Origin of the sequence: Streptomyces sp. NPDC001980, assembly GCF_040296885.1 — a bacterium.
Lineage (GTDB): Bacteria > Actinomycetota > Actinomycetes > Streptomycetales > Streptomycetaceae > Streptomyces.
The window spans coordinates 336,187-359,363 of sequence record NZ_JBEOYD010000007.1 but is presented as its reverse complement, the minus strand read 5'-3'; the positions used below and the strand labels follow the sequence as shown (position 1 = coordinate 359,363).

The following is a 23,177-nucleotide window of genomic DNA, read 5'->3' as shown; positions in this document are numbered from 1 at the left end:
GTCTGCAAGGTCGTCGTCGCGGTCGTCGGCATCATCGCGATGATCATCGGCGGGCCCATCCTCGGGCCCCGGCCGCGACGCGGCCGGCGCCGCCCGTCGGGCCGCTCGGCCCCGAGCAGGAGATGCTGCTCGGCCGGGGCCTGGCCCGGGTCGAGGACTTCACGCACAGCCATGTCCTCACCGCCACGACCCCCCTCGACGCGGACCGTCTGCACCGCTCGGCCCAGGACCTCGTCCGCACCCATCCCACACTCACCGACACCCTGCGCGGGCGGGTGCTCGTCCCCGGCGAGCACTGGCACTGGACCGCCGAGGCCGCGGGCACCGACCCCGGGCGGGTCATGGCGGCGCAGCGTGCCGCCTTCGACCGCGCCACGGGGCCCCTGTTCGCCGTCGCCCACCTGCCCGGCGCCCCCGGTGAGCCCGACCGCGTCGTGCTGACCGCCAGCCACCTCGTCGTCGACGGCATGTCCTGGGCCGTCCTGATCAGCGACCTCGCGGACCTCTACCAGGGCGGGTCACCCCGTACGGAGAACGCCGGATACGCCGAACACGCCGCTGTCACAAGGGAGGCGGACCCGGCTGCGCATGCCCCTTACTGGCGCGACCAACTCGCCGGCACGGGCCCGTACAGCTGGCGGCTCGACGGCCCCAACACCTACGAGGGCGAACAGGCGCTGGAGGTCAGCGTGCCGCTGACGCCGCAGGCACACGGCACGCTGCGCGCCGCGGCGCTGACCGCCGTCGCCCGCGCGCTGCGTCCCTGGGCACCGCACGAGCAGCCGTCGGTCTGGCTGATCGGCCTGGGCCGCGACCCGCTGCCCGCGCTGCCCGACTGGGACCCGGAGCGTGCCGTCGGTTTCTACTCCGCCGCCCACCCCTTCCGGGTACCGCTCACCGGCGGCGACGCCACCGACGACCTGCGCGCCACCACCGTCGCGCTGCACACCGTCCCCGACGCGGGCAAGACCTTCGGCCTGCTCGGCTGCGCCGCCGATCCCGTCCTGCGTGCGGAGTTCTCGGCCGCCGCGCGTCCCCGCGTCGTCGTCAACCACCTGGGCGAGCTGGCCGACCCCGTCGGCGCGGGCACCGGCCCCTTCACCGCCTCCGCGCAGACCGCGTTCCCCGGCAACCCGCAGACCGAGCGCGAGGTCGACGTCGACGTGGCGGTGTCGGTGCAGGACGGCCGGGCCGTCCTGCGCTGGCTCTTCAACCCGGGTGCCGTCGACGAGGCCGCGGTCCGTGCGGCGGCCGAGTCGGCCGCCCGAGAACTGGCCGGCCTCATAGGACACGCGAACCGTCCCCAGGACCCGGACCGAGTGCCGGGCGTGACAGGAGTGACTGAGGAAAGCATGGAACGCCTCTTCGCCCGGCTCAGCCGGGAACGACGCGAACGGCAGGGTGCCGCCGCACACGGCACCGACGGCCGGCCGACGACACCGGGGGAGCGGGCATGACCGAGACCACCCCCACCGAGTCGGCACCGGTCGCCGGCCGGCGCCGCGGACCGCTCGTCGCACTCCTGACGGCCCAGTACCTGTCCGCCTTCGGCAACGCGATCACCATCGTCACCGTCCCCCTCTTCGTCCTCCACACCACCGGTTCCGTCGCCACCACCGGCGCCGCCGGATTCGTCAGCGCCCTGCCGATGATCTTCGCGGGTGCCGTCGGCGGTGTCCTCGTGGACCGGTTCGGCGGCCGTCGCCTCAGCGTGCTCTCCGATCTTCTGGCCGGCCTGCTCGTCTTCTTCGTCCCGCTCCTGGACACCCTCGGGAAGCTGCCCGTCCCGCTCCTGTTCGCGCTGCTGTTCGTCCGTACGATCGTCGCCACCCCTGCCACGGCGGCCCGCATGACCCTGGTGAAGCCGCTCATCGAGGACGCCGGAGCCCGTCTGGAGAGCGTCAACTCCTGGTACCAGGCCGCACCCCGGCTGGGCCTGGTCGCCGGTGCCCCGCTGGCCGGCGTACTGATCGCGGCCACCGGGTCCGCCGCCGGCATGTACGTCGACGCCGCGAGCTTCCTGATCGCCGCCGTCCTCGTCGCCCTCGGGGTCCCGGCCGCCGCGCCCGCCAACTTCCCTGCCACGCAGGGGAACACGACCACTCCCGGCTTCTTCGGCCAGTTGCGCGAGGGCTTCGCCCTCCTGCGGACCATGCCGGTGATCAGCGCCATGACCGCCTTCGTCATCGTCACCAACTTCCTCGACGACGCCTTCACCCCGCTCTTCCTGCCGGTCTACGCACAGCGGGTGCTGCACAGCGGCGCCGCAATGGGCTGGTTCCTGGGCGCCGTCGGCATCGGCTCCGTCGTCGGCACCCTCCTGTACGGCCCCCTCAGCCGGACCGTCCTGTCGCACCGGCGCCTGACCCTCTTCGGCTGCTTCGCCGTTGTCGCCGTACTGCGGGCGATGCTCGCCTTCGAACCCGGCGCCCTCGGCGTGACCGCGATCTGCTTCCTCGTCGGCGTGGCGGGCGGCCCGCTCAACCCGATGCTCTCCACCATCATGCTGGAACGCGTCCCCGAGCAACTGCGCGGCCGTGTCTTCGGCCTCACCGGTGCGATGGCCCTCACCTCCGCCCCGCTCGGCGTGCTCACCGCCGGCTGGCTGGTCGACGTCGCCGGGCTGCGGGGGCCGATGCTCTGCTTCTCCCTCGTCTACCTCGTCCTCATCGCCGTCAGCTGGCGCCGTCCGGCCCTGTACGCGATGGACGAGCGCCCCGCCGACACCTCCGGCGACACCCCGGCCGCGGACCGGCCCGCCCCACCCGACCAGCCGGCCGACCGGCCCGCCCCCGTCGCCGACCGGTCCGAGCCCGGAAGCGAGGCGACCGTCCGATGACCGCGTCCCCCGCGCGGGCAGGCGCCCTGGAGGGGCGTACCGCGGTCGTCACCGGCGCCGCCCGAGGCACCGGCCGCGCCATCGCCCTGGCCTTCGCCGACGCCGGCGCCGATCTCGTCCTGGTGGACGTGGCCGGGCCCGTCGACGGCGTCCCCTACCCGCTGGGCACCCGCAGCCAGCTCGACCACACCGCCGACGCCTGCCGCAGACGCGGCGCGGACGTCCTGACCGCCGCCGCCGACGTCCGCGACCTCGCCGCCCTCACCGCCCTGCGCGACGAGGTGCACGACCGCTTCGGACCACCGCACGTCCTCGTCAACAACGCCGGTGTCGTCGCCCCCTCCGGCCGCCCCGTCGACCAGACCGACGAGGCCGCCTGGCAGCTCATGGTCGACATCGACCTCGGCGGAGCCTGGCGGGCCATCAAGGTCTTCGCCCCCGCCATGGTCGAACGCCGCGCCGGAGCCGTCGTCAACATCGCCTCCGTCGCCGGCCTCGTCGGCTACCGCAACTTCGCCGGCTACGTCGCCGCCAAGCACGGCCTCGTAGGACTCACCAGGGCCGCCGCCCTGGACTACGCCTCCCACAACGTGCGCGTCAACGCGGTCTGCCCCGGCAACATCCGCGACGAACCCGCCATGGACGGCCGCATGCTCTCCGAGGTGGCCCGCGCCCTCGACGTCCCGCTCGCCGGGCATGCCGAACTGTTCACCGCCGACCAGCCGATGAACAGCCTGGTCGACCCCGCCGACGTCGCGGACGCCGTCCTCTGGCTCGCCGGCGACGGCTCCCGCCACGTCACCGGTACCACCCTGACCGTCGACGCCGGCTACACGGTCCGGTGACACCGATGACCGCCGCACCGGCCCCGACGGGACGCCCCGCCACCGCCACCGAGCGCCAGTTCTGGTTCGCCGAGCGCATCGCGCCCGGCTCGCCCGCCTGGCGGGTCCTCAGCGCCGTACGCATCGACGGCGCAGTGGACCGCACGCTGCTCACCGAAGCCGCGGGCCAAGTCGTCGCCCGTCACCCGGCCCTGCACTCGGTGTTCACGCCGGCCGGCGGCGACCTGTGGTGCGCCCCCGTGGCGCCCGTCGCCCCACCGCTGACCGACCTCCCGCCCGGCGCCGGCTTCGACTCCGCCGCCGGCCTGCTGGCCCGCACCGCCCTGCTCGACATCGCCGCCGGCCACCACGTCGTCCTCGGCCTGTCCCCGGACGCGGCCGACGCCTCGGGCGCGACCCTGTACGTCCTCACCCACCACCTGGTCCACGACGGCCTCTCCCACGAGGTGTTCACCGCCGACCTGGCCGCCGCCTACGCGCGCGCCGCCGCCGCCGACGACGCGCCCGAGCCCGCGCCGCCGCCCCCGGCGCCACCGCGACCGCTCGACCCGGGGGCCGAGGCCGAACTCACCGCGTACTGGCGCACCGCGCTGGCCGGTGTGCCCGACCTGCCCGGTGCCGACGACGGCCCCACGCAGCGCGATCTCGCCGAGGCAGACCCGGTCGGCCACCCGGTCACCTTCCCCGACGGTGCCGCGCCGGCGGTGAGGGCGGCCGGCAGAGCCCTGGCCTGCCCGCCCATCGCCGTACTGCTCAGCGCGTACGCCCAGGCCCTGCACGACCTCAGCGGCGCAGACGACTTCTGCATCGGCACGCCCGTCTCCAGCCGCACCCCGGACCAGGCGGACACGATCGGCTGCCTCCTGACCACCCTGCCCGTGCGGGTCCGCCGCCTGGCCGAACCCGGAGCCTGCGTCCGTATCTGGGAGGCCTTCGCCGACGGGCTGCTCCACATGGACCTGCCGCAAGACCGGCTGATCGGCGCCGTGCGCGGCAGGCCCGGCCGCCGACTCCCGCTCTATCAGGCGCTGTTCGCGTACGAGAGCTGGCCGCGCCCCGTCCACGACGCCGGCCCACTGCGGCTGCGCACCGAACCCGTGGTCCCGCTCGGCGCGCAGGCCGAGATCCAGTTCCAGCTGGGCGAGCTGCCCGGGGACCGACTTGCCGGTGTCCTCCAGGCGCCCGCCGGCGGCCTGTGGGCCGAGCGGCTGCCCGCGCTGGCCGCCGCCGTCCGGCGCCGCCTCGCCGAGCTGACCGCCGTCGCGATCTCCACCTCCACCTCCGCCACCAACGACAGGGGCTCTCGATGATGCGGGTGATGTGCCTGCCCTACGCTGGAGCAGGAGCCGGCCTGTACCGCCCGTGGAAGGGCCTTTCGGACGGCCGCCTCCAAGCGGTCCCTCTCCAACTGCCGGGCCGCGAGGAGCAGTACTCCCAACCCTTCTACCCGTCCTTCGCCGCGGCCGTCGCCGACATCGCCGGCCGGGCTGTCGAGGCCGCCCGGGGAGAGCCGTTCGCGCTCTTCGGGCACAGCTTCGGCGGGCTCCTCGCCTTCGAGGCGGCCCGGCACCTGTACGACAGCGGCGGCCCCCTGCCCGACCACCTCGTGGTCAGCGGCGCCCGCAGCCCGCGTCAGCGTGGCTACACCGGCCTCAGCGACGACGACGAGGAGGCCGTCGCCTCGCTGAAGCAGGACGCCCGGCGCGGCTTCGAGGCCCTCGACAACCCCGAACTGCGCGCCCTGCTCCTGCCGGTGATCCGCGCCGACATCCGCCTCCTTGAGGAGTACGGGGACGAGCGCAACCCTGTCGCCGGCCCCCTGCCCATCCCGGTCACCGTGCTGCGCGGCGCGGCGGACACCGTGGCCGGCGCCGAGTCCAGCACCGACTGGAAGAACTTCACCAGCGCCGACCACACCGAGCTGGAGATGCCCGGCGGCCACCTCTACCTGCTGGACCACATGCCCGAGCTGTGGCGCGTCATCGAGGAGCAGCTGTGTCCCTGAGTCCCGTATCCGCCCTGCCGATTCCGGATGCCGAGGACGGCGGCCAGAGCGCCCTTGCCCGCACCGGCCTGACCGGCCTGCGTCGCGAGGACCCCGAACTGGCCGGTCTCCTCGACGCCGAGGTCCACCACCAGAACAACACGCTGGCGATGGTCGCCTCCGCCAGCACCGCCGACCCCTCGGTGCTGGCCGCCGCGGGCTCCGCGCTCGCCAACGTCACCGCCGAGGGCTACCCGGGTGCCCGCTACCACCCCGGCGCCGTCAACTTCGACGAGGTCGAACGACTCGCGGTGGGGCGTGCCAAGAAGCTGTTCGCGGCCCGGTACGCCAACGTCCAACCGCACTCCTGCTCCTCGGCCAACCTCGCCGTACTCTCCGCGCTCATGGCGCCCGGCGGCACCCTGCTCGGCCTCGGCCTGGACTCCGGCGGTCACCTCACCCACGGCTCCCCGGCCTCGGTCACCGGACGCCACTACCGGGCGGTCGCCTACGGCCTGGACGCCGCAGGCCGCATCGACTACGACCAGGTCGCCGACCTGGCCGCGCGGCACCGGCCCACCGTCCTCATCGCAGGAGCGAGCGCCTACCCGCGCACCCTCGACTTCGCCCGGTTCCGCGCGATCGCCGACTCGGTGGGCGCTTACCTGCTCGCGGACATCTCACACATCGCAGGCCTGGTCGCGGCGGGGGAGCACCCGAGCCCCGTCGACCACGCGCACCTGACCACAACCAGTACGTACAAGCAGCTGGGCGGTCCGCGCGGCGGCCTGATCCTCAGCGGGCGAGACCACCGGGCGCCGGGTCCCGACGGACACACCCCGCTGTTCCGGCTGATGCAGCGAGCGGTGTTCCCGCAGAACCAGGGCACCCCCGCCCCCGCCGCGATCGCGGCCAAGGCCCGCGCCTTCGCCCTCGCCGCCGAACCGGCCTTCGCGCGCACCGCACACCGCACCGTCACCGGAGCCCGTGCCCTCGCCGCCGAACTGGGACGCCTCGGGTACCGCGTACTCACCGGCGGCACCGACAACCACATGGTCCTGCTCGACCTGCGCGACACCGGGGTCACCGGCGTTGTGGCGGAGCGTGCCCTTGAGGCGTGCGGGATCCTCGTCAACCGCAACCGGATCCCCGACGACACCCGCCCGCCCCTGGTCACCAGCGGCATCCGGCTCGGCTGCAACATCCTGGCGCAGCGCGGCCTGGGCCCCGAGCACATGGCCCGATGCGCCGCCCTCCTGCACGACGTCCTCACCGCGACGACACCGCTGAACGAGACGGAGTTCCGTATCGACCCGCAGCAGCGCGCCCGGCTGAGGGACCGGGTCCACGCCCTCTGCGCTCGCCACCCGCTCCCCTACGCGGCGGCCGTCCAGGCCGGAGCCGGCCGCCGCGCCGGGGCCGGGCGCCCGGATGCCCTCTGGACAGGAGTTGACCTGTGACGACCGCCCCCGCCGACACGGACTGGCCCCCCGTTGTCGTCCCCGCCGACCGGCCGCGCCGGGCGGGCGCCCGACCCCGGGCCACCGACCTGGTCCGCGCCGCCCTGCCCTTCTCCGCCCCCGGCGGCCTCACCGGAGACCTGTTCGCCGCCTGCTTCGCGGCGCTCCTGCACCGGCTGACCGGTCAGGACCGCGTCGCGATCGCCGTCCCCGACGGCATCCGCGGCTACCACGTGGACCCCGGCACCACCCTGGCCGCCCTCGCCGACGGGGCCCTCGCGCTCCCCGCCGACCTCGGCACCCCTCTGGTCGCGCTCGCCCACAACACCGCGGTGCCGACCGCCCCGCACGCCGAGCTACACCTCGCCACCACCCTGGAGAGCGGCACCTGGTACGCCGAACTCCACTACGAACCACGGCTGTTCACGGCGGAAACCGCCACCCGGACCCTGTCCCGGCTGTGCACCCTCGCCGCCGACGCGGCCCACGACCCGGCCGCCCCCGTCTCCCGGCTCGCTCTCCTCGGCCCCGAGGAGACCCAGCGGATCCTGGTCGAATGGAACGACACCTCGGCCGACCTGCCGCACGACACCTGCCTGCACCGGGCGTTCGAAGCCCGTGCCACGGTACGGCCGGACGCCATCGCCGTCGTCCAGGGGGAGCGCACCTGGACCTACGCCCGGATCGACGCCGCCGCCACCGGCCTCGCGGAGCGGCTGCGCGCGTCCGGTGCCGGCCCCGGCGCCCGCGTCGGCCTGTGCCTGGAGCGCTCCGCCGAACTCCTCGCCGCTGTCCTCGGCATCCTCAAGGCGGGCGCCGCCTACGTCCCGCTCGATCCCGACTACCCCGAGCAGCGGCTGGCCGCGATGCTGGACGGCACGTCCTGCACCGCCGTCGTCACGGACACCGCCAGGGCCGCCGTCCTGCCCGCCCCGCCCCACGGCCGGACCCGCCCCACCCTCCTCGTGGACGGCCTCCTCCACGCCCCCGCCCCGGCCTCCGGCGGGGTCCTGGCCCCCACGGCCGGCCCCGACGACCTCTGCTACGTGATCCACACCTCCGGCTCCACCGGAGCACCCAAGCCCATCGCGCTGCGCCACCGCGGCGTCGTCAACAACCTCGCGGACCTCAACTCCCGCTTCCAGGTGGGCCCTCAGGACCGGGTCCTCGCACTGTCCTCACCCAGCTTCGACATGTCGGTCTACGAGTTCCTCGGTATCACCGCGGCCGGCGGCACGGTGATCGTCCCCGAGCCGGACCACGCCAAGGACATCGCCCACTGGGCGCACCTGTGTGCCCGGCACGGCATCACAGTGTGGAACTCCGCCCCCGCCCTCCTCGAACTCCTCGTGGACCACCTGGAGCGCACCGGCGAAGACGTCCTCGACACGCTCCGCCTCGTCATGCTCGGCGGCGACTGGGTCCCCGTCTCCCTGCCCGACCGCGTCCGCGCGCTCGCCCCCGGCGTCCGCTTCATCGTCATGGGCGGGGCCACCGAGGCCTCGATCCACTCCACCCTCTACGAGGTCACCACCACCGACCCCGCCTGGACGAGCATCCCGTACGGACGCCCCATGGCCAACCAGCGCACCTACGTACTCGACGACGCCCTGAACCCGGTGCCCCCCGGCGTGGTCGGCGAACTCCACCTGGCCGGCACCGGTCTCGCCCTCGGCTACCTCGACCGCCCCGACCTCACCGCGGAACGCTTCCTCGACTGGTCGCACGCCGGCGTCCACGACCGCCTCTACCGCACGGGCGATCTCGCCCGGTACCGCCCCGACGGCGTCCTGGAACTCCTCGGCCGCAAGGACTTCCAGATCAAGGTGAACGGCCTGCGCATCGAACCAGGGGAGATCGAGGCCGTCCTGCGCGCCCACCCCGACGTCAAGGAAGCCGTCGTCCTGGCCCGGTCCGAGGCCGGCGGGCAGCGCTTGATCGGCCACGCCGTGCCCCACCCCGGCACCGCGCCCGAAGCCGCCGAACTCCGCGCCCACCTCGCCAGGTCCCTGCCCGCATTCATGGTCCCGGCGGCCGTCCTCGTCCTCGACGCGCTGCCGCTCAACGCCAACGGCAAACTCGACCGCAAGGCGATCGGTGCCCTCGCCGCCGGCACCCCGGCACCCCCGCCCCCGGCCGCCGGTGACGCCCCGACAGGACCGTGGGAGAAGCACATCGCCGCGGTATGGGCGGAGGTCCTGGGGGTCGGGCCCGTCGGCCGCGACGCCGACTTCTTCGCCCTCGGCGGCGACTCGATGTCGGCACTGCGCTGCCTCGCCCGCATCGACGGCGGGCTGCGCTGGCCGGAGCTGGCCCGCCACCCCACGGTACGGGCCCTCGCCAACCGTCTCACCGCCGCCGGCCGTACGCCCCCACCCGCCCCTTGAGGAGAACAGGACCGTGACCGACCGACGCAGAACGCTCCCGGCCGCCCCCGCACCGCGCACCCCGTACCTGGACCCCGGCCCCGACCAGCCCCGCTGGAACCCGCAGCGCGGCTCCTCCATGCCCTACACCCGCTACGCGCGCGGCCCCCGCCCCGTCACCGACCCCGCCGCCCGCACCTGGCCCACCCGGACGCTGACCCGGACCCCGCTGTGGGCCTCGGTGGACCTGCGCGACGGCAACCAGGCCCTGAGCACCCCCATGGACCCGGCCCGCAAGCACCGGATGTTCGACCTGCTGGTGCGGATGGGGTTCAAGGACATCGAGATCGGCTACCCCTCCGCCAGCGAGACCGACTTCGCCTTCGTCCGAGGACTCATCCAGCAGGACCTCATCCCCGACGACGTCACCGTCTCGGTCTTCACCCCGGCGCGCCCCGAGCTGATCGACCGCACCTTCGAGGCGCTCGACGGCGCCGACCGGGCCATGATCCACCTGTGCAACGCCACCGCCTGCCTGTGGCGCGAGACGGTTTTCGGCATGACCCGCGACGAGGTACGCGCCATGGCCCTGCGCTCCGCGGAGCACATCGGCCGCCGCGCCGACACCGTCCGCGCCGATCTGCGCTTCCAGTACTCGCCGGAGACCTTCAACGTCACCGAGCCGGACTTCGCCCTTGAGGTGTCCAACGCCGTGACCGGCCTGTGGGACGCCGCCCCCGACCGCCCCGTCACGCTCAACCTCCCGACCACCGTCGAGACCGACTCCCCGAACGTCTTCGCCGACCAGGTCGAGTACATGCACACCAGCCTCGACCGCCGCGACGCCGTGATCCTCTCCGTCCACCCGCACAACGACCGCGGCACGGCCGTGGCCTCCGCCGAACTGGCCCTGCTCGCCGGCGCGGACCGCGTCGAGGGCACCCTCTTCGGCAACGGCGAACGCACCGGCAACGTCTGCCTGGTCACCCTCGCCCTCAACCTCCTCACCCAGGGCACCGACCCGCAGCTCGACCTCAGCGACCTCGACGGCATCCGCGAAACCGTGGAATTCGCCAACCGCATGCCCGTCCCCGCCCGCCACCCGTACGCCGGCGACCTCGTGCACACCGCCTTCTCCGGCACCCACCAGGACGCCATCGCCAAGGGCCTCGCCGAGATGGACCGCCTCACCGAAGCCGCCGGCGACCCGGCCGCCGTCCCGTGGCAGGTGCCGTACCTCCCCGTCGACCCCCGTGACATCGGGCGTTCCTACGAGTCGGTGGTCCGCGTCAACAGCCAGTCCGGCAAGTCCGGCGTGGCCCACCTCCTCAAGTCCGCCCACGGACTCGACCTGCCGCGCCCGATGCGCATCGACTTCGCCCGCCGAGTCCAGCGCATCGCCGACCGCGAAGGCGCCGAACTGACCGCCGCCGACCTCCGCGCCCTCTTCGACAGCTGCTACCTGACCCCGCGGGAAACGGCCCCGCAGCTCAAGGAGTTCCACGTCGAAGAGGCCGACGGCCGCGTCACCCTGGACGCCCTCGTCGTCGACATCACCGGCCACGCCACCCGCCTCCTCGGCACCGGCCCCACCCCGGCCGCGGCCCACACCGCCGCACTCACCACCACCGGCCAGACCGTCACCCTCGACTCCCTGCACACCCATCCCGACCCCGCCGGCGCCGGCTGCGTCGCCTACGTTCAGATCACCACCGACGGACGCACGGGCTTCGGCGCGGGGATCGACACCGACCCGGCCGCGGCGCAGCTGACCGCGGTGACCAACGCGACGGCCGCCGCACTCGCGACGGCCGATCCCTCGACAAACAAGGAACGAACATGCGCATTCTCGTGATCGGCGGCTCGGTCTTCCTCGGACGGGCCTTCGTGGACGACGCCGTCGAACGCGGCCACGAGGTCACCGTGTTCAACCGCGGAAAGTCGGGCCCGGACCTTTCCCGCACGCACAGCATCCACGGTGATCGCGAGAACCCGGCCGACCTCACCGCGCTCGCCGAGCACGGTCCCTGGGACGCCGTGATCGACACCAGCGGTCAACACCCCCGCACCGTCGGCCTGTCGGCCCGCGCGCTCAGCGGCCACGCCGACGCCTACCTCTTCGTCTCGTCCTTCCACGCCTATGCGGACTGGCCCGCCGGCCCCGTCGACGAGGACTCGCAGCGCCACCCCTGCGCGCCGGACGCCGCCGTCGACGACGTACCCGCCAACGCCCTGAAGGCCGGCTGCGAGCGGGCCGTCGAGGCCGGGTTCGAGGGCCGTACCGTCATCCTCAACCCCGGTCTCATCATCGGCCCCCGGGAGGCCCCCGGCCGACTGCTCTGGTGGCTGGAACGCATGGCGCGCGGTGGCGAGGTCCTCGTACCCGGCGGCCCCGACCGCCCGGTCCAGCTGATCGACGCGCGGGACATCGCGGCGTTCGGCACCCGGCTCCTGGAGACAGGAGCGGAGGGCCGCTACCTCGTCGCGGGACCCCAGAACACCGAGACCCTCGGCGGCCTCCTCGACGCCTGTGCACGCGTGACCGGCGCCGGCGCCCAACTCGCCTGGACGGACGACGACTTCCTCCTGGAGCACGAGGTAGGGCCCTGGACCGAGCTGCCGTTCTGGGCACCCGACCAGCCGGCCATGGCCGGAGTCTGGTCGGCGTCCACGACCCGCGCCGTCACCGTCGGCCTGCACTGCCGCCCGCTGGCCGACTCGGTCACCGACGCCTGGGCCTGGCTGCGCGAACGCGGACCGGCTGACGCGCCGTACCGCCAGGGGAAGGTCCCGCTCGGTATCGACGCGGACAAGGAAGCCGCCGTGCTCCGTGCCCGGGCACAGCCGAAGGGGCGCGACGAATGAGCAGATCGCCCCAGCCTCGAAAGGCAGAACCTCGGATGACACCCCTTGGGCTCCACGAGTGGTTCGCGCGATCGGTCCGCGCCCACCCCGACCGCTCCGCGCTTGAGGTGGGCGCCGAGACATTCACGTACCGCGAACTCGACGCCAGGGTGGGCGCCCTGGCCGGCGAGATCGTCGCCCTCCACGGCGGTACGGTTCCGGCCCGGGTGGGCCTGACCACGACACCGGAACCGCTGACCTACGTCGGCTACCTCGCCGCCCTGCGCCTCGGCGCGGCCGTGGTTCCCCTCAACTCGGCTTTCCCCCCGGCCCGTTCGGCTGCCATCGCGCACGCAGCCGCCCTCGACCTCACCCTCTCGGACGACCTCCTGACCCGCCTGCGATCCACCGGACCACCCCACGACGCCCCGCCGCCCGCCACCGTCGCCCCCGAGGACACCGCCTACGTCCTGTTCACATCAGGCTCCACGGGCGTACCCAAGGGCGTCCCGGTGTCGCACCGCAGTATCGACGCCTTCCTGCGCTACGTGATCGAACGCTACGAACTCGGCCCCGGCTGCCGCATGGCCCAGAACATCGGCCTTGCCTTCGACCCGTCCGTCTTCGAACTGTTCGCAGCCTGGGGCTCGGGTGCCACGCTGGTGGTCCCGCCCCGCCGGGACCTCGCGAAACCGAGCCGGCTCGTCGCACGCGAAGGCATCACGCACTGGTTCTCCGTACCGTCGGTCATCACCATGGCCCACCTCGCCGGCGGCCTCGCTCCCGGCTCGATGCCGACGCTGCGCTGGAGTCTGTTCGGCGGCGAACAGCTCACCACCCAGCAAGCCAAGGCCTGGCGCACCGCCGCACCACAAAGCGTCCTGGAAAACCTCTACGGCCCCACAGAGGTAACCATCGCCTGTACTCAGTACAGGGTGCCCGAGCACATCGCCGACTGGCCGCACACCGCCAACGGCTCCCTGCCCATCGGCCCCGTCCACCCCCACCTCGACCACCTCGTCCTCGATGAGGACGGCAACCCCGCGGAGATCGGCGAACTGTGCGTCCGCGGCGTACAACGCTTCACGGGCTACCTCGACCCCACGGACAACCACGGCCGCTTCCTCACCCCCACGGGCCGCCCCACAGACCCTCGCGAGCACTACGTCCCCAGCGACATGGACTGGTATCGCACCGGCGACCTCGTCCAAACCCTGGACGGAGGAACACTGGTCCACCTCGGACGCATCGACCAACAGGTCAAAATCATGGGCCAACGAGTGGAAATCGGCGAAACAGAAGCAGTACTACGCGACCAGGACGGCATCGAACAGGCCGCCGTCGTCGCCCTCCGCGGCCCCGACGGCCAAACCCGCCTCGAAGCCGCCTACACCGGCACTCCCCTCCCGCCCGCACACCTCCGCCAGGCCCTCTCCACCCGCCTCCCGCGCTACATGGTCCCCCATCGCTTCACCCACCGCACCACCCTCCCCCTGAACATCAACGGCAAACTGGACCGCCGCGCCCTGACAGCCGAGCTGACGGACCGCTGAGCCGCGGGTTGACGTCGCCCTTCGCTTGCTCCTCGACGAATGCCGTGCCGTGGTTCCGGTGATGGAGACTCGTGGGCTGTCCAGGGTCTTTCATACGACTGTGCGCCGGCCGGGTCTGGCGGGTGCCCTGCGTTCTCTGGTCAATCCGGAGCGAGTGGCGAAAACGGCGGTGGAGGACGTGTCGTTCACCGCCGGGGCGGGGCAACTGCCGGCCCTGCGAGGCACGGGTCGCGGGTGTGATCCCTTACCGCGAGCGGGAGCGCAACGCGCGCAACATCGGGGCGGTTTTCGGCCAGCGCACCCAGTTGTGGTGGGACCTTCCCGTGCGGGAGTCTTCGCGATCCTCCGCGACATCTACGGGGTCGCGGACGACGAACACCGCACCCGCCTCACGGAGTTCGACGCGCTACTGGAGTTGTTCTCTTTCTGGGACACCCGCCTGCGCCCTCTCTCTCTGGGCCAGCGCGTTCGCTGACAGGGTCTGCTGCACGATCGGGTGACATCTGAACTGGCTTGCCCTGTAGGGCGGGTGATCGATGGCGTCTGCCCGCCGGTACATCCCACGGGACAGTTCGTCCAGCTCCGCTTCCGTGACCAAGACCCGCAGGCCAAGAGCCCGCTCCATGGGGACTTCCCGGGGACTTTTCAGGAACGGGCCGGTCAGGGCCCGTCTCCCTAGCACTCGATGATGTTCACCGCCAGCCCGCCCCGGGCCGTCTCCTTGTACTTGACGAATGAGTCGACGCTCGCCCGGTCTCGTGTTGTGTCGGATCCTAAGGGCGTGATGACGTCGAGCACATGCGGTTCGGCTACCGGCCAATGACAGTCTGTCGATGACCGGACGCCGCCAGGCCCGGGCCAAATCTGGCTGAGGACGTGCGGGGCCTCGAACCGCAGTCTGCTGTTTCTGAGGTGCGAGGCTACTTGCACACCTGTGCGATCTGACCTCTGAACCGCCTTGCTGTGATGGATAGTCTCGGCCTGCCCCCTGCCGGCGGCAGGACTGCGCGCACGGTCAACGGGTTGGCGCTCGCGGTCAATGCCTTCCGCCGCTGCCTGCGCCAGACTCGACGAATCCGTTGCGCTGAACTGGGTTGGAGGCACTCGACGGTGCGGATCGTCTGTGTCGATGGTGGCGGCGAGCGTGACGTCGAACTGCGGCTCGGCCGACCGGACGCCACCGTCCGGGACCTGGCGACAGCGGTATGCATGCCTGTGGAGAGCGGGCTTGGTGTCGACGGCCGGGCGGTGCGTTCCGGCACCGTGCTGAGCGAGTCAGGTCTAGTCCACGGATCGCGCGTCGGCAGGGCCGGCTGGCTTGCCACTGGCGATCCCGGCGGGCCGGCCGCCGTTCTGCGCCTGGTCGGCGGGCTCGAAGCCGGTCGCGGTCTGCCGCTCACGGCGGGCCGGACAGTGGTGGGGCGAGGGGCGGAGGCGGACGTACAAGTCGTGGCGACAGGGGTGTCACGACTCCACGCGGCCTTCGATGTGTCGCCGGACGGTAGGGCCACCGTCACAGACCTGGGGACCGTCAACGGCACGGACGTCAACAGGGCCAGAACCAAAGCCCACGAGCCGTTCCCCGTCAGGCCGGATGACCTGATCTCGCTCGGTGGTGAGGTGCTGATCCGGGTACTGCCGCCGGACCGCCTCGGTCCCGTGCATCGGGTCAACCCGATCCGTGAGGCGGGCCCCGGCGGAACCATGCCCTTCAACCGGCCCCCGCGCGGCGGGCGGCCCGTCGAAGCACCGCCCGTCGCTTTCCCGGCGCCGCCGGCGCGCGCCCACAAGGCGCCTTTCAGCGTCTCCAGCATGCTCGGCCCGCTCGTGCTGGCCGGCGGCACCGTCGCTCTCACCGGCGACCTGCGCTACGCCGCCATCGCGGCGCTCACCCCGCTGATGTTCCTGGGGAACTTCTTCGAGGAGCGGTTGCGCGGCAGGTTCGCCCTGCGCCGAGGCATGCGCGACTACACCGCCAGGCTCGCGGAGTTCGACACGGCACTCGCCGCGCGGCACGCTGCGGAGACCACCGCGCGCCGTGCCGCCCATCCCGACCCGGCAGAGGTCGTCCACCGGGCGACCGCACCGGGGACCCGGCTGTGGGAACGGCGGCCGGGTGCCGCGGACTTCCTCCGCGTCGTGGTCGGCACGGCCGACCTGCCCTGGGCCCCGCCGCTGGGGGACCGTCCGGACGGCCGGCCTGAGCCGGAGGCGGCGGAGATCCTCAGCGCGCGGGCCGTGCTGTCGCAGGTGCCGGTGGAGGCCGGCGTCTCCGCGGGCGAGGCGGTCGGCTTCGATGGAGACCGGCAGGCCTGCCTGGCCGTCGCCCGGTCACTGCTGTGCCAGGCGGTGACGGGCAGCGGGCCTGCCGACGTGACGGTGGCGGTCTTCACCGACCCCGACCGCCTCGCCGACTGGGACTGGACGAAGTGGCTGCCGCACGGTGCCGACGCCCGCTCCGGGACGGCCCGCCTGGTGGCCGTCGGCGCGGAGCAGGCCGAGACACTGGCCCGTCACCTGCTCGCCACCGCGCCCGGTGCGGCACCGGAGGGCGGAACGACGGGCAAGGAGCCCGGCCCCGTACTGCTGGTGGTCGTGGACGGAGCCGCGCTGCTGGAGGGCCGCCCCTGCCCGTTGCGAGACCTGCTCGCCAGCACCTCCGTACGCTGCGGAGCGCTGGTGCTGACCACCCGGCTGCCCGCGCTGTGCACGACCGTCGTTACGGCGTCCGCCGAGGGCACCGGCCGGGTGCGCGACGTGGTCTCCGGCGAGATCACCGACCACGTCCTGCTGGGCGGCATGCCGGTGCGCGAGGCGCGGGAGGCCGCCAGGGCGCTGGCGCGCTTCGAGGACCCCGAGATGCGTGTCGAGGGAGCGGGGCTGCCCGACCGGGTCTCGCTGCTGACCCTGCTCGACCTGGGCACGGTCGACGGCGCCACGGTCGGCGACCGCTGGCGGAAACGGGCCCCCGCCCTACGCGTACGGGCCGTCCTCGGCGTCACCGAACGGGACGTGTTCACCGTCGACCTCGACGACGACGGACCGCACGCCCTGATCGCCGGCACCACCGGGTCCGGCAAGAGCGAGCTGCTGCGTACGCTCGTCGCGAGCATGGCCGTCGACGCCGACCCCGAGCACCTGACCTTCGCCCTGGTGGACTACAAGGGCGGCGGGGCGCTCGACGAATGCGCCGCCCTGCCGCACACCGTCGGCCTCGTCACCGACCTGGACGAGCAGCTGAGCGAACGCGCCCTGCGCTGCCTGGAGGCCGAACTCCACCACCGTGAACGCCTGCTGCGCGCAACGGGCCTGAGCCACATACGCGACTACCAGCGACTACGCGACACGGGACAGGCCAAACTCGAGCCGATGCCCCGACTGGCCGTGGTCATCGACGAATTCGCCACCCTGGTGAAGGCGCTGCCGGACTTCGTCGACTCGCTGGTCAGCATCGCCCAGCGCGGACGCAGTCTCGGGGTGCACCTGATCATGGCCACCCAGCGACCCGCCGGATCGGTCAGCGACGCCATCAAGAACAACGTCAAACTCCGCATGGCACTGCGCCTGGAGAGCACCGGTGACTCCCAGGACGTGATCGACGACCCCGCCGCGGCCGGTATCGGCAGCCGCCAGTGGGGGCGGGCCTACTACCGGCTCAGCGCACGGGAGGTCCTGCCCGTGCAGACCGCCCTGTCCACCGGCGTCACCCCGGACGCCGAGGTGACCGGGCCGGTGACCGCCGTGCCGTTCACGCTCGGTGCGCCGGTCGCCGGACCCGCCGCCGCGGATCCGGAGGGCGCCACTGATCTGCGGCGCCTGGTGACGGCCGCCCGGGAGGCCGCCGAGTCGCGCGGGCTGCCCGAGCCGCGCCGGCCGTGGCCCGACCCGCTGCCCGCGACGGTACGGACCGCGGACCTCCTGACCGTCGCGGAACGCGGCCTGCAGACCGAGACCCCCGGCCTGCCCGCCTACGCGCTCGCCGACGACCCCGATCGCCAGCGGCAGTACCCGGTTGGCTGGGATCCGTCTGCGGGCAACGTGCTGATCTACGGAAGCGGCGGCTCCGGAACGTCCACCGCCCTGGCCGCACTCGCCCTGGCCGTCGCCGCCGCCCGACCGCCCGCACAGTGCCATGTCTTCGCCCTGGACCTCGGCGCCGGCGACCTCGCGCCGCTGACCGGCCTGCCGCACACCGGTGCGCACATCGGGTCGGCCGAACGGGAGCGGCAGGTGCGGCTGATCAGACTGCTGCGCAGGGAACTCGACGCACGCAAGTCCCGCGGTGCCGCCGACGCCCCCGACTGGCTGGTCCTGATCGACAACGTCGGGGCCCTGATCTCGGACTTCGACAAGGACGTGGCCGGGATGAACCTCATCGACGAGCTCGCCCGGGTCTATGCCGACGGCCCCGCCGTGGGCATCCGGTTCGCCGTCACCGCCGACCGCTCCGGTGCCGTCCCCGCGTCGTGGGCCGCCCTGACCCTGCAGAAGCTGCTGATGCGCATGGCCGACCCGGGGGAGTACGGGTACTTCGACGTGCCGCGCGGCTCCGTCCCCACGTATGTGCCGGGCCGGGCGGTGGTGGCGGCCAACCGCCGGGTCATCCAGATCGCCTGGCCCGGTGACGACCTCGACGCCGCTGTCACCACGACCGCCGCCCGCTGGGCGGCGTCGCCCCGCACGGCGCCGCGCATCGGCCTGCTGCCCTCCGAAGTACCGCTGACCGGCCTGACGACACCGGCCTCGGTGGCGGCCGAACCATGGCGGGTGCCCGTGGGCGTGGACGCCGACAGCCTCGACTGCGCCGCCCTGCGGATGTACGAGCACGAACACGCCCTGATCGCCGGCCCCCAGCGCTCCGGCCGTAGCACCGCCCTGTGCACCATCGCCCGCGTCGTCACGGCCACGGAGAACCCGCCCGCCGTCATTGCCTTCGCACCACGCCGCTCACCGCTGCGCGACCTGCCGGGCCTCACCGCCCTGGCCACCGCCTACGGTGACCTGGCGGAGACCCTCCTGCGGCCGGCCGGCCCCACCCTCCTGCTGGTCGACGACGCCGACACGGTGGACGACGACCATGGCACCCTGGAGAACTGGCTCGCCACGGCCGGCCCCGGCAGCCACCTCGTCGCCGCCGGCCGCGCCGAGGCCCTGCGCCGCCTCTACGGCCACTGGACCGGCCGGGCCCGCGACAGCCGCTGCGGCATCCTGCTCTCCCCCGACCACGACCTCGACGGCGACCTCCTCGGCACCGCCCTGCCCCGCCACGACCGGATGGCGGCCCTCCCGGGGCGGGGATACCTGGTCGTCGACGGGGTGGCGAGCGGGGTGCAGGTGGCGTGGTGAGGGGGTGTCGCACGCTGCGCACAAGGTCAACGAGACGGCGCCGGCGGTCAATGACTTCCGTCTGCCCCGGCGGAAGACTTTTCACGGTCGCGCATTCCGGGGCACCGCCGAACGGGTCCCGGCGAGTGCCCGATGAACATCCGGATATGAGGAGAGCCATCCCATGAGCCATGACGGACAGCACGTCGGGGTTGACGGAGCAGCACATGCCGCCAGCCGGAAGTTCCTGAGCATCATCCACGGAGGGCTTTCGGAGTCCATCAACCAGTTGGCGGCGGCCGGCAACACATTGAGCGACCAGTCCCACTGGAGCGGCCGGTACGCCGACGAGTTCCGGCAGGCCTGGGCGGGTGCGCAAACGGACCTGCACAAGATCAGTCAGTCGCTTCAGGAGTTCCAGCACAGGTTCGACAAGGTGCTGAACGACATCTCCACGGCAGGCGGCAACCACTGAACGGGCCGAACGCCACCCGCTTCACCGCGCCTTGAGGAAACCATGTCCCAGACAGAGTCGTCCCAGTCACCGGCCGAGGAACTGACACCAGCCGACCTCGACCGCCTCGGCGCACGGCCGCAGCACCGGTCGGACCCGCCGCACATCGGGGCGTACCGAGTGCTGGCCCGGCTCGGTGGCGGCGGCATGGGGCGGCTCTATCTCGCGCGGCTCGAGACCCAGGAAGGGGAGTACACGGCCCGATCGCTCGTCGCCGTCAAGGTGATCCGGCCGGAGTACGCCGAGGACGAGCGGTTCCGGCGGCGCTTCAACCGCGAGGTGGCGACGGTACGGCGGGTGCAGGGCACACACACGGCGGCGCTGCTCGACTCGGGCTTCGACGACGAGGAGCGCCTGTGGATGGCCACCGCGTACGTCCCCGGGCTGAGTCTCGCGGACGCGGTGGGCCGGGTCGGCCCGCTGCCTGCGCCGGTCGTGTGGCGGCTCGCCCACGAGGTCGGGCAGGCGCTGACCGCGTTCTCCGCGGCCGGGATCGTCCACCGGGACCTGAAGCCGTCGAACGTGCTGCTGGGTGCCGACGGCGCGCGGGTCATCGACTTCGGTGTCGCCCACGCCGCCGACACCAGCGCGCTGACGATGACCGGCCAGCACGTGGGCACCCCCGCGTACATGTCGCCGGAGCAGGCCGATGGCCACGCTGTGGGCACCGCCTCGGACGTCTTCTCCCTCGGCTCGGTACTCGCCCTGGCCGTCACCGGCACGGCCCCCTTCGGCGAGGGATCGACGGGCGACGTCATCCACCGTGTCATCTACTCGCCGCCGAGCGAGCAGGTGCTCGCCGAGGTGGCGGAGCGCGACGCGTCCCTCGCGGACCTCGTCAACCGCTGTCTGGACAAGGACGCGGAGCTAAGACCGAGCCCGCAGGACATCGTCAACGCCGCGCGGGAGCACACCCTCGCGAAGAGCTGGCCCGAGCCGGTCGCCGAGGTGATCGCCTCCCGCGACTCCTGGAGCGGTCGGGCGCTGGTCGTGCCGCCCATGGACCAGCCGACGGTCCTGCGCCGCCCGGAGCCGGAACGGAGCGAGCGGCGGGCGACCGCGAAGAGCCGGCGCCCTCTGGTGATCGCCGCGGCGGCGGCCCTTGCGGCGGTCGCCGCCGTCATCGCCTTCGTCGTGCCGGGCCACCAGGCCGCCCCTCGCGACACGCTCGCCGGACAGCACTCCTCGGTCACGGCCTCTTCGCCGTCCCATCCGACACCGACACACACGGCGTCGCGACCGTCCAAGCCGTCCGTTGGCACGACGGTCACTGTCGTGCCCCAGGCGCCGATACCGCAAGGCGGAAGCGGGGGAGGGGACGGCGGAGGGGGAGCCACAACTCCCACCACAGCGCCGAGTCAGGCACCCCTGCCCCGTCCCACCAGGACTGTCACCGCCACCGCCAAGCCGCCGTCCTCGAAGCCCTGGAAGTCGTGCACCTACTACTCCGGCACGGCCCTCACGGTGTACGGGCAGCGGAACAACCGGGTGGTGGAGTTGCAGTGCATCCTCAAGGCCCGCGGTTACGACATCGGGTCACACGGAGTGGACGGCGACTTCGGCCCCGACACCCTGACCGCGGTCAAGAAGTTCCAGAAGAACCACGGCCTGCGGGTCGACGGCGAGGTGGGGGTGAACACATGGGGGGCACTGCGGGGGTGACGGACCTCCCACAATCGGTTTCCACTCCTTCCGAAAAGAGCAGTCCATGTCTCAACCCAAAGGCGTCGCCTACGACTTCCAGGTGGCGCACGACCTGGTCCGAATCTGCAGTCAGCTCAACGAAAAGATCCATCAGCTGAACACACTGCGCGGTCCGGGCAGTAAACAACTCCTCGAGTCCTGGACCGGCGCCAGGCGCAGAAAGTTCGACACGGACCTCGGCACCGAGACCGCAGCGCTGAACTCCCTGGCCAATCAGATCAGGACGCTCATAGGGCTTGTCCACGAGGCGAATGAGGCGGCGACAGTGGAAGCAAAGAGGCTGCTCATCTCCGGCTCGGGGAGATGAAAGGAGCAACAGTGGGTGGAGACGATCGTGCGTCCGCGATTCCCCAGAAACTCTACGACTACTCGGATCAGCGTGTGCATGCCGCTCAGGAACTGCAGGACTGGGTGCGCACGGTTTTCACGCCCATGGTCCACGCCTACCTGAGCGGTGCCGTGGCCAAGGCAGATTATGCAGCCATTGACGTCAGCCGGGTGGTAAAGTTCACCCAGGGCTTCCTGGGTGATCTCCCAGCGCACATCGCGGCAGTCTACTATACCGACCGCGGTGTACGACTTACCGGCAGAGCGTTCGTCGAGGCGGACAGCGGCTGGCAATTCACGCACAAGGCATTTGTGACCCCGGTGGATCCGAACCGGCTCATCAACACTACCGACGCTGCTGTCGCCGACGCGCCGCGACGGATCGGGATTCGGGCGGCGGCCATCCTGATGACCGACCCGGCAGGGGCATTCAGAACGCTACAGGCCAACTCCGACGATCCAGCCGTATGCGCGGCCTTCCTTAAAGCACTCTCGCTCGCGCAGCGAAAATTCTTCCTCACGATAGGCTTCAAAGGGTACGCCAACGGTATCGACCTTCATGACCAGCGGACAACGCTGTCGATTCCCGATCCAGATGCCCCGGAACTGACTGGTTACCAGAAGCTGGTCCTGGCGGTGCTGGGATGTGGAATGCAGGGCATGCCCACTGCCGACACCAAGAAACTCATGACTGAAGTCCAGCCCTACGTCGCGGCTGTCACTCCGCACAGGCTCAGGGACATTCTCCCTGCTCTTACCCAATTTTTGCTGTCCGGAGTGGCCAACTCGACCGATCCCCCGGGTGATCAGCCTCCGGAGGACTGGGCACCCGGCTTTGGCGGGAGCGTGGCTTCGGAAATCGACCCCTACCTCGCCATTCTGAAGAAGGCAGACCTGGCGATAGACGACCATAATGCCCTCGTTGTGAGTATGGTACAGGGGGCCGCAATCAATGTCCTCACCGGGTTCGTGCCCGTCCCGCCGTTGAGGATAGCTTCCGCTGCTGCCCTCAATGCCGTCGTCGGCGCCATGCAGAGTTATGTCGGCTCGGTGGATCCCACGAACTCACTCGGTGTCGGTGGTCTGATGAGAGATTACAACGGAAACCAAGACGTTCTCACGCTGAATGCCTTGATCAGTGCGCGTGCCGGATATTCGGCGATGATTTCATCGCTGATTGCGAACGGGAAGCTGGTGGACAAACATGGAAAGGTGCTCAAGCTCCAAGGCGGGCCAGAAGACGGAGCATTGATCACCGAGGTGATCGATCATTCCCGCGACTATCATTTCAAAGGGCGTTCCGGTCTGACTATGACGTTTCTTCTGTACGGATTCAATGACGGGGCTCACAATATCGACCCCACATCCAGGCTCGCGCAGATCCTGATGACAGGGGGTTGAACATCACGCCGCACC

Annotated in this window: 15 protein-coding genes and 1 pseudogene; all 16 read left to right on the top strand. The window is 72.0% G+C overall.

The genetic code is table 11. From position 1 onward, the window contains the following. Positions 1-1,457 (top strand): condensation domain-containing protein (locus ABT137_RS14095; RefSeq protein ID WP_351707480.1); only part of this gene is annotated, 1,457 nt, incomplete at its 5' end. Then, positions 1,454-2,839: an MFS transporter gene (locus ABT137_RS14090; protein ID WP_351707477.1), complete on the top strand. Its 1,386-nt coding sequence runs from the start codon at positions 1,454-1,456 to the stop codon at positions 2,837-2,839. The genes ABT137_RS14095 and ABT137_RS14090, both read left to right, overlap by 4 nt. Next, positions 2,836-3,684: an SDR family oxidoreductase gene (locus ABT137_RS14085; RefSeq protein WP_351707474.1), complete on the top strand. Its 849-nt coding sequence runs from the start codon at positions 2,836-2,838 to the stop codon at positions 3,682-3,684. Before ABT137_RS14090 ends, ABT137_RS14085 begins: the two co-directional genes overlap by 4 nt. Before the next feature lie 5 nt (positions 3,685-3,689). Continuing rightward, positions 3,690-4,994: a condensation domain-containing protein gene (locus tag ABT137_RS14080; protein WP_351707471.1), complete on the top strand. Its 1,305-nt coding sequence runs from the start codon at positions 3,690-3,692 to the stop codon at positions 4,992-4,994. An 8-nt stretch (positions 4,995-5,002) separates the two neighbouring features. Further along, positions 5,003-5,689 carry a thioesterase II family protein gene (locus ABT137_RS14075; RefSeq protein WP_351707468.1) on the top strand — a complete coding sequence of 229 codons (687 nt, stop codon included), beginning with the start codon at positions 5,003-5,005 and terminating at the stop codon, positions 5,687-5,689. Beyond that, positions 5,686-7,128, top strand: a complete 1,443-nt coding sequence (glyA, locus tag ABT137_RS14070) for a serine hydroxymethyltransferase (RefSeq protein ID WP_502984515.1) — start codon at positions 5,686-5,688, stop codon at positions 7,126-7,128. Before ABT137_RS14075 ends, glyA begins: the two co-directional genes overlap by 4 nt. Then, positions 7,125-9,515 (top strand): non-ribosomal peptide synthetase, encoded by a 2,391-nt coding sequence (locus ABT137_RS14065; RefSeq protein WP_351707465.1) that lies wholly within the window; start codon positions 7,125-7,127, stop codon positions 9,513-9,515. Before glyA ends, ABT137_RS14065 begins: the two co-directional genes overlap by 4 nt. Before the next feature lie 118 nt (positions 9,516-9,633). Beyond that, the gene (locus ABT137_RS14060) at positions 9,634-11,349 is read left to right on the top strand and encodes a 2-isopropylmalate synthase (protein ID WP_351707518.1); all 1,716 of its coding nucleotides are present in this window, start codon (positions 9,634-9,636) and stop codon (positions 11,347-11,349) included. Beyond that, complete coding sequence (locus ABT137_RS14055) at positions 11,334-12,359, top strand: NAD-dependent epimerase/dehydratase family protein (protein WP_351707462.1); 1,026 nt, start codon at positions 11,334-11,336, stop codon at positions 12,357-12,359. Before ABT137_RS14060 ends, ABT137_RS14055 begins: the two co-directional genes overlap by 16 nt. Positions 12,360-12,394: 35 nt before the next feature. After that, the gene (locus ABT137_RS14050; protein ID WP_351707459.1) at positions 12,395-13,891 is read left to right on the top strand and encodes an AMP-binding protein; all 1,497 of its coding nucleotides are present in this window, start codon (positions 12,395-12,397) and stop codon (positions 13,889-13,891) included. Between the two features lie 61 nt (positions 13,892-13,952). Next, positions 13,953-14,363, top strand: a pseudogene (locus tag ABT137_RS14045) (ABC transporter ATP-binding protein); the annotation flags it as partial. A gap of 638 nt (positions 14,364-15,001) precedes the next feature. Further along, the gene (locus ABT137_RS14040; protein WP_351707457.1) at positions 15,002-19,237 is read left to right on the top strand and encodes a type VII secretion EssC family protein; all 4,236 of its coding nucleotides are present in this window, start codon (positions 15,002-15,004) and stop codon (positions 19,235-19,237) included. A gap of 163 nt (positions 19,238-19,400) precedes the next feature. Then, positions 19,401-19,691, top strand: a complete 291-nt coding sequence (locus ABT137_RS14035; RefSeq protein WP_351707454.1) for a hypothetical protein — start codon at positions 19,401-19,403, stop codon at positions 19,689-19,691. Positions 19,692-19,733: 42 nt separating this feature from the next. Continuing rightward, positions 19,734-21,392 (top strand): protein kinase domain-containing protein, encoded by a 1,659-nt coding sequence (locus ABT137_RS14030; RefSeq protein ID WP_351707451.1) that lies wholly within the window; start codon positions 19,734-19,736, stop codon positions 21,390-21,392. Between the two features lie 46 nt (positions 21,393-21,438). Then, on the top strand, positions 21,439-21,741 hold the full coding sequence (locus tag ABT137_RS14025; protein ID WP_351707448.1) for a hypothetical protein: 303 nt from the start codon (positions 21,439-21,441) through the stop codon (positions 21,739-21,741). Positions 21,742-21,752: 11 nt separating this feature from the next. Then, positions 21,753-23,162, top strand: a complete 1,410-nt coding sequence (locus tag ABT137_RS14020; protein WP_351707445.1) for a hypothetical protein — start codon at positions 21,753-21,755, stop codon at positions 23,160-23,162. Positions 23,163-23,177 lie beyond the last annotated feature (15 nt).